The sequence below is a fragment of the Pseudomonas sp. G.S.17 genome (assembly GCF_038096165.1).
GTDB lineage: Bacteria > Pseudomonadota > Gammaproteobacteria > Pseudomonadales > Pseudomonadaceae > Aquipseudomonas.
This window is the reverse complement of the sequence record NZ_CP151076.1, coordinates 2935147-2947578: the sequence shown is the minus strand read 5'-3', so window position 1 is coordinate 2947578 and position 12432 is coordinate 2935147. Positions and strand designations below refer to the sequence as shown.

Genomic DNA, 12432 nt, shown 5'->3' with positions numbered 1-12432 from the left:
CTCTTCCGATGCAAATGACGGCAGGAATACTAGCGCAATACCTCGAAGCAACTGCCAAGGTCGCCCAGGGTCATGCCGCTTCGCCGCCACAGCTTATGCAGTTGGTGGATGAAATGGATGCTTTTTTTCATCGAGAATTTTTCACGCAGCCTTTTGAAATGGATCCTGTGGGAGCCTTGCTCGCGATGAATGCATATACGTCCCTCATCGGTGCAGTACGCGAAGCCCTATCGGGTCATGTGGCGTTGGTCTTCCCTGTCGCCCGCGCTGCACTAGAATCAGCCTGCTACGCGCTGCTAGTGAGCGAACATGAGGTCAACGCAGATGTATGGCTCAATCGTAATCGCAGCGTCAGTGACCTCAAGGCCTGTAGGAAGCTGTTCACCGTTGAAAACACGATCAGGATCCTAAAACCTATTCAGCCTGAGATGGCTGAGTACGTCAGGGGCCTGTATGAGGCCTCGATTGATTACGGAGCCCATCCGAACCCATTGGGGATAATGAGTCATTTCGGGCCAACTGGGCCGCAAGGAGATGATGAGTTCGGCTTCTCACTTACTGGAGTGCAAGGCTGTAATAGCTGGCATGTCAACCGCGAGCTACTGGTATGCGTCGAAACCGGGCAGGCCGTTGCGTTCCTGATTGCGGCCGCTATCCCTGGTCATCCTTTGCTGAACGAACGCCTACAAGATTTCGATGACTGGATGGCGTCTAAAAACCAAATGGCCGAGTCGCTCAGTGGCGCTCCATTTGAGCACACAGGGCCCGTGTATTCCTCTATACGCCCACCACGCCCTTAAGGCCGCTGCAGCGCGTCGGTCAGCTAGATTCCTTCAGCAAGGCAGGGCCTGCTCGAGCAGCCAAGCCGCCGAATGACACGCTGGCATCCACATACCGCAACGCCGACTTCATATCTTTCCAGCCCACATAGCTCATCAGCCCTTTTATATCCCACCCGTGGGCCGACGCCCAGGTCGCAAAACCCCGGCGCATCGAGTGGGTGCTATAGAGCTCTTCAGGCAGTCCAGCCTCCCTGAAAACACGCCGCAGCATCGGAATCAAACTGTGGGGTTGGATGGCCTTCTCGGCAAGATTTTCCCTGCGATCCAGACGCCGAAATACAGGCCCCTTGGAGATGCCGGCAACCGTGACCCAGTTGATATAGGCCTCGACGGGACAGAGCACTTTTAAAGCCGGGGTTTGGAAGGTCGTCCCTTCGTGCAGGCGATCGCCCTTGGTGTAGGGCAAGAAGAAGGTGATGCCTTCACCGCTAAAGGCTTTTGTATTTTCCACTGTGAGCCTAGCCAACTCATCTCCGCGGAACCCCCGCCAGAATCCGATTAGCAACATGGCAATCGAGTGGCGGTGGCGCAGCAGGGTCTTGTAGTCGCCCCGGTCGAGCGCAGCGGCCGCCTCAGATTCCAGCCATTCAACCGTCTGCTCGACATGTCTGATCAGAAGCGGGGCGGCTTGCTTCACTTGAGCGGGATGCACGACGCGGATGCCCTTGATCATCTGGCGCACGTTGGGCGTCTTGGTTGGATCTGGGAATCCCTGGGTGATATGCCACTGCGCCAGCGCGGCCAAGCGTTGCTTGAGCGTACTGATTGCGTACTTGTCAGCGTACTCGGCCAGGTAGCCGGTCGTAGGAAGGTAACCAGGGGCAACGACGTTTATTAAGTGGCCCCGGCGTTCTATCAGACCGCAGAACTCAACGAGCACTACCTATCGAAGCAGATCGCCAACAACTCGTTCGGATTCCGCCCTGGTGATGTCGGCCTCCTGCCTGATGAAGATCCGCACTGTGTCGTGTTCAACAACCGTCTTAAGGCGTACCGGTGCTCCGATGATCCATCGCCGGTCAACGCTCTGATGCTGGTGGGGGCTGTCCTGGGTGCGCCCCAGCGTCAGCGTGCCACTCGGGATCTGGATAAAAACGGAATCCGCGAACTAGGGTATACATTCGTTGATGTGCTTCGCCAGAGCAGAAGTCGACGCTCACTCGTTGGGCACAAGTCGGTGGATCCGGACGCTGTCGCACGCGCGATCGATGGACAGCCCACGCTGAGGACGCTTGCATTCATCTCACGCACCGTCTTCGACGCTGAACTTCTTGTTGTGAGGTAGCAATCGCTGATCGTCAGGGCTGCCAGTATGTCTCGGCGGTGCGGTTGAACGCGCGTTAAGACTGCCCAGCACGAGGCATTGATCAACCATACAGCCACGCTGGCTGAAACATCTAGGGTATGCTTCGGGTACCTTGACCGCTTGGGTGGCCATCTGAAGTAACGGATTAGGGCAGATGTGTTTTGATCGCATTGGGTGATGTGGCCAAGAGAGGTTTCGTTCACCTCGCTTCCACGGCCCACGCCCTCAATGCCTTGAGGTATCTCAGGAGAGCAGGATGTCCACGTCGGTCTCAGCGTGGCCCAGCGATCATGAGCTTGTGTTGCATCCCAGGCGCTCCGTGTTCGCGGCCACGCAAACAAAACGTGCCATTTTTTACTGTTTGACAAGGAAAAATTCATGAGTAAGCCGTTCAAAGACCGAATCCATGCCATGAATCAGATGTACAAGCTGCCGATCCACAGTGTTCCAACCCTGCTGGCCGATCCGGCTGACAAGCTCAAGAAGTTCAAAGCGACGCTGATGGATGAAGTGCATGAGATCGATGAGATCGTTGAAAAGATCGAGAATGGCGACACCGAAATCGATGTGAAGGTTGCTATTGCCGACCTGCTCGGCGATGTGATCGTTTATTGCAGGTCTGAGGCGCTGAAGTACGGCTTACCACTCGAGGACGTGCTGGACATCATCATGGACAGTAACGAGAGCAAGCTCGGCGCGGACGGCAAGCCCATCTACGATGAAAATGGCAAGTTTCTCAAAGGGCCTAACTACTGGAAGCCTGAGCCCAAGATCAAGAGCTTGCTCCTGGGCCTTCAGGGCAAGGCAGACGCTTGATTGGAGACGTAGGCTTGAAACCCATCACTCTTGGAAAGACGCGTACGCTCAAGGACATTGAGGCGGCCATTCGCAAGATCAGCGAGCGCTCAGGAGAGCGATTCCTGATCCAGGCCGACATGCTGAGTGCTCGTCGAGGCGCCATGCACGACGCCGCACGCCTGCAACTCATCGTCACATTGGCCAGGCAGCAGTTGCAGAACGACTACCTCGACTTTGACCCTCAAGTCGATGTTAAAGCGTTGCTGAACAATCTTGGCAATTGCTCGCCGGGCATCGCCGCCGTACGTCTTTCCAAGGGTGTTCGCCTAGGCGAGCAGACATTCAGTCGCAGAGCTGTCTTTCAAGAGTCCGTACAGCGGATGCAGGCGATGAATGCAGGGCGGTACGAGGACGTCGTCAGCGGGAGGGTAGTCGATCTGATTTGCGTCGCAGGTTCGAAAGTTCAACACCTGCGACCGCTCTTCCATGGAACAGGTCACGTAAAGCCTCCATTCGAGATGGCTGATGAGATGCGCCGTCTCATCGATTTCGTCAACAAGCAGACAGCTCGCGTCAGCGTTCCGGGATCATTGATCGATAGCTTGGGCCTCTTTTGCAGTGAGCTGATATCCAATACCCAGCAACATGCAGTCTCCGACCATCTTGGTGCCCCGTATTTTGCCCACGTAGAAGGTATTATGGTCGGGTGGAGGCGGTTGGAAGACGATATATTTGCTGAGGATTTCGACGGTAGTGAGGATTTGAGGCGCTACTGGGAGCGTGAGTCGTCGACCACTGACAACAATAAGACTAGCCTGCGGGCGTTGCACATAAGTATCTTCGACTCGGGCCCCGGCTTCGCCTCCAGGATGAGCGGCAAGGCAGTGCAAGACATGTCGCTGGGCGAAGAGAGAGAGCATTTGATCACGTGCTTACATCGACGCAAATCCAGCAAGCCACAGGATGCAGCGGGGGTGGGCCTTCCTGACATTTTGACCGAGCTTCGCAAAGTTGGTGGCCTGATTCGCATCCGCTCCGGTCGGCTTTGCATCTACAACCAATTCGAAGAAAACGATCAGCAGCGTCATCTTCTCGACTTCAGGGATTGGGATGACACTGAGCTCGCGCCCGTTGCAGGAGCGGTTGTCACCATCATGATTCCATTGAGGGGCGTGTAATGGAGCGTTTTTATCAATGGATGTCCGATATCAGCAACCCGGGTGGCAGCCACCAGGCCTTGGTCATCTGCTATAACGATTCACAGCTATCAGTGCAGCACGTGTTCTCGGACATCGAGATGGCGCTCAAGGCCCAGCGGAGCCTGCCCGATTGCGTATACATTCTGGGCACCTCTGACCAGTTATCAGTGTTCAACCAAGGTTGGGCGGATGATCAAGGTCGTCTGGCTAACCTCTTAAGCCGTGGCGTAAAGAATCCCCGTGTCTGTGTCCATGAGTACGTATTCTTGGAATGGAACGGCGAAGGCTTCAATACAAATGTTCTCGGCGGGGGCGCGCCAATCTATCCTCACGATCCGAGCTTGGTGTTGAAGCATGGGTTAAAGACGTTGATCGAAAAGAACAATGTCATCCATTCAGCACCGTCTTCGCACTCCTTCAAACATCCTTCGGGAACGCTTAACAACGTTTTCATCCAGACCAGGGAACTGGCAAGTGACGAGGCTGAAGTCTGCGTCGTGGGTTACGCGATAGCGCTGACGTACGGCGCCAGGATGCGCCGAGCGGACAAAGTGTTCATCGACACCATGGGAATCTATGCATTCGTAAAGAATGCACTAGACCGCCTTGGCAAGAAAGCAGAGGTCATGAGTTTCCATTCCTATGAGCGACTCAAGACGATGTTTCCTCCTGCACGAGACTACTTCTGTGTCGTGTCAGCCTCCACATCCGGCGGGATGGCCAAGCAAATGGGCGAGCAATCTTTTAGGGAAGATTGCGTTGCCACGCTGATTGATCGTACATCTGATGATCGGTACGGTGGCGTCCTGGTCGCGTTGGATGACATTGATTTTCCGTTGCCGCTCAAGGTAGAAGAAGGTTGCACGCTAATTGAGATCATTGGGGAAAACTTCTCCGCAAAATCAAAGCCCCCAAAATCGATCACGATCGGCCTGAAGCATGGCCCGAAGACGCTCGGCAAATTCCACAAGTATTTCGGCATGGGTGGAATTATCGGGTTCAACAGGTCGGCTCAGCCCAACAAACTGCTGACACTTGACCCTTCTGCGCTGCTAGAAGACGTCCAGTTCAGGCGCTGGTTAACCTCCGAAATTGACTGGTCTCTCTCTATGGCGACGAATCTCATCGTGCACGCCGACGATCCAGGCTCGAAGAGACTTGGTGAGATCACTCATGAGCTGCTCAGTCAGAAGTGGGGGGAAGCCAAAACCATCCATTGTGTCCCGTATACTCAGCTTGACGAGGTAGATTTCAGTGCAGTCTCCGGGGTGCTTGTTGCCACCGTCGTGGCCCGCGACGGCGGAATCCTTAGGGAGATTAGTCGCGATTTGCGGGCATACATGGACGCGACCGTTCCTAGGCGTTTTCTTGCGCCAATAGGCATTCCGCAGAGTGCGAGTGCCTGGACGCTTCTCAAGAGCTTCTTGATGAAGAACCCCACTGGGCGGGATTACGGCTTCTCAAATTGGCTGTGTTTGCCTATTGGTGACGATGGTAAGGAGAACGCCTGGAATCGCTTGGTCAAGATAGGCTCTGCCGGGCAGGTCGATGATGACGGTTTCGGAGCCAACGTCGAGGAAGATATCCGCCATGCCTCGATTGATATGGCCACTGAGCTCGTGGAACAGCACAAGCATGGCTTCCTACCGAAACATAATGGGGAAGCCCTTGCCTTGTCCGATGGATTCCTGTTCTTTGATCCTTCGAGCAACGTAGGTCAGGACTGTCCAAACGTGCCTCAGAGTACGGTGTTCTTCACGATCGCGGCGGTGCTGCAATACGCTCGCGAACATGACGAGCACGAACTAAGGCTGCAGCCGACGGGGTATGAATCCGTGGTCTTGTCGCCAGAATGCTTCCTCCGGTTCAATGACAACATCCTCCAAGCTTCATTCTTGCGGGCCTGCTTGCCATCAGAGCTTGATTATTCGGCGAGTCCCGAGCTGAGCAAGTTGATGAAGGAGTTCCTCGCCAAGGTCTTTGCCCGGTGGGAAAGAACCTATGGCGATGCTGCTCTCGAATTTGCTGCGGCGCTTGCTACAGGTACGCTGCAGCTCACGCCGGAGGACACGCGAGCTCTGCTGAGTGAAGGCCTTGAGATTCGCAGAGGGGAACCATCCAGTCTCCTGGGGCTGCTCCTTCTCACTCAACGTGCACAGTTCCCAGTATCCTGAGGTGGTCAAGAGCAATCAAGAACACGCCCACGGCTAATGGAGTAGGCGGTAAATTTTTGAATGGCGCTGCGTGCTGCAGCGTAGTTCGACATATAGACCGCCGATATCGATTCGATTAAAACCACAAGGCTTTTGTCAGCGCGCAGGGGTCTTGGAAGTATTTAAGGATAAGCCCACCCGAGTTGTTTAAGCGCCCGATTGAAATTGGAAAATAAATAGTATGAAAGATGAAATACACCGTTCCGCCAAACAGGCCTTGAAAGGCGGAGTTATGGACGCTGAAGTATATGATGGGGATATGATTGAAGCATTTGCTTCATGGAGCAAACCTAGCGTTGAGCGTATTCTTGATATTTCGATCGGAAAACTGATCGCTCTCAGCCCTCAAACAAAATTTTATCCTCCTGGTTCTAGCTGGCGTGATGCAGCACAGGGATTGCACTGTGATGGGTGGGATAAATCTCGGGATAAAATCGTAAGCTATTTCACGTCTGACTTGTTAGATACGTCGTTCCCGGCCATGGGATCGTCTTCAGAGCTAAGAATTGGGTTCGTGGGTGGCGCTGTATATTGCCGACTGGGTAACCACCGTGCAGCTGCAGCTAAGGCGTGGCTTGCAGGCAACCATGGTGAATCCGCAGTTTTTAAAAAAGCAAGATCATATTATTGCGATATAGTCCCCAAGCTGAAAGAACTGATGCAAATGTGTGTCGAGAAAGGGTATGGTTTAAAATACTCTCATGCCCCAGACAATCACTTCAAACTCCCGATCCAGTTTAGCTATAATCTCGTCATGGTCGAAAGGGGGGCTTCTAATTTTGACCTTTATGATTTAAACAGTCTGTATGATTCGCTAGAACCTATAGAGACCGGCAGCCTATTTTCCCGACTGCTTAAGTTAGACACTAGATCAAAATGCGCCCGCCGGCAATTTCAAGAAGTCCCAATCGGCCTCATCAAAATAATGCTTGATGACAGTGAGGCCATTGAGTTGTTTGGGGTGGAAAAGTAGCAAGCATGGATGAAACTGCTGCGTTGGGGCGCACACGCATGTGCGCTTGCCCGACATTGGCTCGGAACGTCTATTAATCAATAGGGAGGGAGCTTGCCAGGGTGGGTGAGTTTTCAATCGCATTACCCGGCAGTCGATATCGAACGATGCCTGGCTGATCTGCGCGTACCGTCGACAATATTCCAGTCGGATCACTGCCTCCTCTGTAGTCGCTTGTGTGCGTCAGAGCTAAACGATCTTCAAGCGGGCGACGGCATCCGTTGCAGCCAGTCCTCCGAAAGAGACTGCAGGGTCAACATACCTAAGAGCTGACTTCATATCCTTCCACCCCACGTAGCTCATCAGTCCCTTGATGTCCCAGCCGCTGGCCGACGCCCAGGTCGCAAAGCCGCGGCGCAGCGAGTGACTGCTATACAGCTCTGCCGGTAAGCCGGCGTCTTTCAAGATACGACGCAAGACTGGGATGAGGCTATGGGCCTGCAGGCCTTTGCCCGATAGATTGCCCCAGCGATCGATCCTCTGGAACACCGGCCCCGTTGCAATACCGGCTACCGTCACCCAGTTGATGTAGGCCTCCACCGGACAGAGCTTGGCCAGTGCCGGCGTATGAAAGATCGAACCTTCATGCTGGCGGTCACCCTTCGTGTAGGGCAAGAAGAATGTGATCCCTTCACCACTGGCGGCTTGGGTATTCTCAACCGTGAGCCTAGCCAGCTCATCGCCCCGAAAGCCACGCCAGAAACCTATCAACATTATCGCCACGGAGCGACGGTGGCGAACCAGTGATTTGTAGTCACCGCGCTCAAGCGCAGACGCTGCCTCGCCCTCGAGCCAGGTGACTGCCTGTTCCAGATGGGTGAGCAATAGGGGGGCGGCTTGTTTCACTTGGGCAGGGTGCACGACTCGGATGCCCTTGATCATCTGGCGGACGTCAGGCGTTTTAGTGGGGTCTGGGAAACCCTGGGTGACATGCCACTGCGCAAGGGCTGCCAGGCGCTGCTTCAGTGTATTGATCGACAGTTTGTCAGCGTATTCCGCCAAGTATCGGACGACCCCTACGCCGGTCGTGGGGAGGTACCCACCCCACACCACCTCAAAGTGTTCAATCGCCGCACGGTAGCTTTTCCGGGTGTTTTCCCGAGTGCCGGCGTTTAGATAGCGATCAGCCTTTTCCACCTTTTGCCCTCAAATCTGAAGCTTTGACGCCTGTGTAGGCCGTTGCAGCGCTGTCCAGGCGTTGGAAATCATCAAGAAGCTATAAACTTCTATTATAGCTTTTTAAAAACCGGGTTTAAAAACTTCTTATAATCATATAGTGTGATACGTAAGTACATAACACGTACCACACCACGAAATCGTAGGAGTCCTAATGGCGCGCGGCGGCATAAACAAGGCGGTAGTGCAGAAAGCGAGGCATGCCTTGCTCGCAAAGGGTATGCATCCGAGCATTGACGCCGTGCGCGTCGAGCTAGGTAACACGGGCTCGAAAACCACTATTTCCCGGTACCTGAAAGAGATCGAGTCCTTCGATCCGCGCCCACCGTCCTCCCGCGAGCGCATGGGAGAGGAGCTTTCGGCAATGGTTGGAAGTCTTCTAGATCGGCTGATGGAGGAGGGTGACGAGTCCATCGAGCAGGCTCGATCAGCTTTCGATTTGCAGCGGGTGGGGCTTGAGGCACAGATTGCCAGTCTGCAATCTGAGCTGACCTCCGCACGTCGGCAACTGGATGCTCAGCAAGCCGCCATCGAGGTTCAAACCGCTGACCTTCAGACCACGCAGTCTTCGCTTCAGGCTGAGCTGACCCGCAACGCCGGGATCAGCCAGCGCTGTACTGATCTTGAAGCGTTGGTCGGTGACAAGGATAGACAGATCCAGTCCCTCGAAGAGAAGCATGTTCATGCACGTGGCGCCCTGGAGCATTACCGGGAGTCGGTTAAGGAGCAGCGCGATCAAGATCAACGCCGACATGAAGCTCAGCTGCACGAATCTCAGGTCGAGCAACGAAAGCTTCGCGAGTCGCTGACCATCAAACAGGATGAGTCAACCAGACTCAACCGCGATAATGAACGTCTCCTCGGCGAATCTCGCCAACAGGCTAGGACGCTTCAGGCTCAGGTTGATCAGGTGCAGACCCTTACTGCACAGGTGCATGCCTTGGCGCTGGCCGAGGCCAGGACAGGGGCGATCATCGAGCACCACCAAACCAAAGCCAGTGAGCTCAATGACGAACTCAAGGCCCTGCACATATCGATGGCGCAGGGTGCCTCCCGCGAATCAGAGTTGGCTAAGCTTGTTACAGACTTGAAGGTTCAGCTTGAGTTCGCCGAAACGGCCCGTCAGGCCCTAGAGAATTCGTCACTCACAGTCGATCAGTCTGTCTCAGAAATTCGGAGTGCGCCGGTGCCGAAGGGCGCACAAACGAAGCGGAAGAGGTGATGGCGATGAGACCAGACACCAGCACTAAGCGGGAAGTTCTAGCGAAAAAATTTGACCATCAACGAGCGCACCAAAGGATCAACCAGCTAGTCGCTACCAGCCGGCTGGCCATGGTGCTGTCCCGAACAGTAAAGGATCGCCACGAAACGCTAGCATCTTCTGACTCGGGTCGTGGCTGAGTTACCCACGCCCCCAAACAAATGCGCCTGGATCATATGCGCGACGCCTGTCTTCTGAATTCCCCCAGGCTTGCCACCCACTCACGCGAGATCGCGTGAAGCGTTTCGGCAAGGTCACGACAACACTCAGGCGTGAAAAATGGCGGCAGTCCCTCCTGTCTGCTGATGTACTCAAGGATATTGCCATGGCAAAGGGTGTGTCTGATCCTCACGAGCTCGACATGGCTCTGTCGGGTAGCCAGCCTAGCTTCGAAGTCCTGCTCTCCTGGGAAGACCAAACAATCAATGTTAATCCCACAGGTTCTCGCCAGGCGGAGCAGTGAGTTGCTGAGGGTAGAAATACCTCCAAGGTTCTGGACGTTGATGGGGTCTTGCACCTGTGACAACGTGTTGCGTAGTGAGGCTTCCACTCCCGTCAGAAAACCGGTGCAAGCTGGCAGGTATAGTCCATGCCTGAGAGCGTCGTACGCCTGGATGAAGAGCCAATGACTTTCCGCGCCAAGTGAGTGTTCAATCCAATAATTTCGCTCATCGAAATCGGCCCTCCGCTCGCGCAGAAAACTATCCAGTTTTTGCGCGTCATCTGGAAATTCATGATTGTCATTCATACTACCAACCTCGCGTCCTCTAACCCCATCAGCTCTGAAACAGAGCAAATAATCCGCTGCGTGAACCACAACCCCAGTGCGTCAGAGGGTTTCAGGTTTTGAAATCCATTGCAGAACTTCGTCGACACCTGCGCGATTAGCTTGAGCACGCAGAGTCTTGCCAATCGAAAACGGCGCTTCGTCTCGACAACGCTCTGCAAACCGCACGAAATTCTTGTCCGCCGAGATGATGATGTCGGCGTCAACAAGGTGCGCGGCTAGACGCGCGTCCCCCGGCGTACCGGTGGTGACCTTATGCCAGGCTTGAAGAAACTCGAACGCGCCTCGAAGCCATTGCCGCGGAACCGCTGCCGCATCGAGCTCATGCAGCCAAAGCCTGTTCATCGAGTCGGGGGATGAAAGCATCGCCAGCACATCGATCTCGCTATCGAGCCACTCCCGAACGGCGCTTTCATAAACCTGGAGCTCGGTTATGAACATGTGCAAGCTGGGTACCCGCCAATACTGTACGGGATCTCCAGACCAGCCTGGCGTACCCGCTTCGGGGATATGTCCGACCTTCTGCAGGTGCTCTTCGCTGCCGGGTTTGATCTTCTTCATTCGCTCCCTGATTGCGTATGATTGCTCCACAGCAAGACGTTCTTCTTCGTCTCGTCGTACGCTTTCGTTAGTCGCAGGTGTCTCTATCTCTCGGCGTGCACGATCCCAGAAACCTCCTGTACGCCTTACCCAGTCATACCTGACACGATTGAATTCAGTCATATTCGGTTCGGCGATGACCCATTCGGGGCGAAGCCTTATGATCTCCGACTTGACCTCGGCGCATTCGCTGAATATTTCGGGCATCAGCCGCTTCCAGTCCTTTCTGGTCACCAGTTGGATGACCTTGCGACGAGCCTCTAGAACCGGCAGTCGCTGAACTTCATCCACTACAGCTGGGGAAATGACGATCTCAACGCCTGTGTCCCGGGCGCGCATAGCCAATTCGCTCCCGGCCCCCTCATTTGCGATGTAGCTCCAGATGTTCGTATCCAAAAAAAATCGCATCAGCTTGCCCCGATCGGAAATTGGTAATAGTACTGCGTCGTTGAAACTATAAGACTCCGGCTCTGTACACGGCGTGCAGAGCTGCTGCCGGCCCTAGTGGCCTTAAGCGTCTGACTTAATTGCTTGGAAACGCCTAAGATGATTGATGCGCGTGGTATAGCTCTTGCTGATCATCTCGCGATTCATCGCCCGGCATCCGCCTAGAATGCAAGGCATTCTTCACCGAACTTCACATTGATACGACCAAGCATGCGCATTAGCTCGTCCGATCTAGCTGGTTGCGAGGGGGTAAACAGGACTTCTGTAAACTCGCCACGCTGGCGCAGATCCATCAGCGAAATCTCTGGTTAAAACCGCTACCCGCCATATCTCGACGACGGCAGGACGTGCTGGATTCCATCCCACGTCACTTCTACAAGGGGGGGTGTACCTCCGACATATGCTGGCGATCTGGCCAAATTCGACCAGTTCTAGACCCCGCGGTGCTTCTAGGGCCAATGTTCCCGGCAAATAGGGCCGCGCATACTTTCCGACGGCCCCGGAATCTCTGCCCTGCGCTCTGGGAGTTTTAACGGGATGCTCGCCTGTCCAATCAGCCATGCGGATCGCAGACGTGCCTACACAGGCGACCAGAAAAACGGCAGGCAGGTGAGGTTGAGTGGTGAGTACATTTGTACTCCACCGCATAACCCGCTACAAGCTGAGCTGATCAAACCCGCGTATCTACGGGCATTTCAGGTTCCACAGAAGGCTTAACGCATCGCATACACCGATTGGATACGTGCTGGACAAATTGGGCTGTGATGGTACGGTCACTTGCTGGCCATAAA

General features: G+C 54.6%; 11 protein-coding genes. 7 read left to right on the top strand and 4 right to left on the bottom strand.

All coding sequences use genetic code 11. The features are described from left to right. Positions 1–8 precede the first annotated feature (8 nt). On the top strand, positions 9–800 hold the full coding sequence (locus tag AABC73_RS13635; RefSeq protein ID WP_341524027.1) for a hypothetical protein: 792 nt from the start codon (positions 9–11) through the stop codon (positions 798–800). 19 nt (positions 801–819) lie between these two features. On the opposite strand, the gene AABC73_RS13630 is transcribed toward AABC73_RS13635, so the two are convergent. Continuing rightward, complete coding sequence (locus tag AABC73_RS13630) at positions 820–1587, bottom strand: tyrosine-type recombinase/integrase (protein WP_341524026.1); 768 nt, start codon at positions 1585–1587, stop codon at positions 820–822. 93 nt (positions 1588–1680) lie between these two features. Between AABC73_RS13630 and AABC73_RS13625 the strand changes: the two genes are divergently transcribed. The 5 genes from AABC73_RS13625 to AABC73_RS13605 all read left to right on the top strand — a co-directional run bounded on the left by AABC73_RS13625 (position 1681) and on the right by AABC73_RS13605 (position 7331). Beyond that, positions 1681–2127 carry a hypothetical protein gene (locus AABC73_RS13625; RefSeq protein WP_341524025.1) on the top strand — a complete coding sequence of 149 codons (447 nt, stop codon included), beginning with the start codon at positions 1681–1683 and terminating at the stop codon, positions 2125–2127. A 399-nt stretch (positions 2128–2526) separates the two neighbouring features. Further along, a complete protein-coding gene (locus AABC73_RS13620; protein ID WP_341524024.1) occupies positions 2527–2964 on the top strand; it encodes a pyrophosphatase in 438 nt (145 codons plus the stop codon). 14 nt (positions 2965–2978) lie between these two features. Further along, entirely contained in the window at positions 2979–4124 is a 1146-nt protein-coding gene (locus AABC73_RS13615) for a hypothetical protein (RefSeq protein ID WP_341524023.1), read from the top strand. Then, positions 4124–6319: a hypothetical protein gene (locus AABC73_RS13610; RefSeq protein WP_341524022.1), complete on the top strand. Its 2196-nt coding sequence runs from the start codon at positions 4124–4126 to the stop codon at positions 6317–6319. The genes AABC73_RS13615 and AABC73_RS13610 overlap by 1 nt, the downstream gene beginning before the upstream one ends. 220 nt (positions 6320–6539) lie before the next feature. Continuing rightward, positions 6540–7331, top strand: coding sequence for a hypothetical protein (locus AABC73_RS13605; protein ID WP_341524021.1), 792 nt, complete (start codon positions 6540–6542; stop codon positions 7329–7331). 228 nt (positions 7332–7559) lie between these two features. On the opposite strand, the gene AABC73_RS13600 is transcribed toward AABC73_RS13605, so the two are convergent. Then, a complete protein-coding gene (locus AABC73_RS13600) occupies positions 7560–8507 on the bottom strand; it encodes a tyrosine-type recombinase/integrase (RefSeq protein WP_341524020.1) in 948 nt (315 codons plus the stop codon). 193 nt (positions 8508–8700) lie between these two features. Between AABC73_RS13600 and AABC73_RS13595 the strand changes: the two genes are divergently transcribed. Then, positions 8701–9768 carry a DNA-binding protein gene (locus AABC73_RS13595; protein WP_341524019.1) on the top strand — a complete coding sequence of 356 codons (1068 nt, stop codon included), beginning with the start codon at positions 8701–8703 and terminating at the stop codon, positions 9766–9768. A 211-nt stretch (positions 9769–9979) separates the two neighbouring features. Here AABC73_RS13595 and AABC73_RS13590 read toward each other — a convergent pair whose 3' ends face one another. Further along, positions 9980–10555 carry a hypothetical protein gene (locus AABC73_RS13590; protein WP_341524018.1) on the bottom strand — a complete coding sequence of 192 codons (576 nt, stop codon included), beginning with the start codon at positions 10553–10555 and terminating at the stop codon, positions 9980–9982. An 81-nt stretch (positions 10556–10636) separates the two neighbouring features. Beyond that, positions 10637–11602 (bottom strand): PIN domain-containing protein, encoded by a 966-nt coding sequence (locus AABC73_RS13585; RefSeq protein ID WP_341524017.1) that lies wholly within the window; start codon positions 11600–11602, stop codon positions 10637–10639. Positions 11603–12432: the final 830 nt, after the last annotated feature.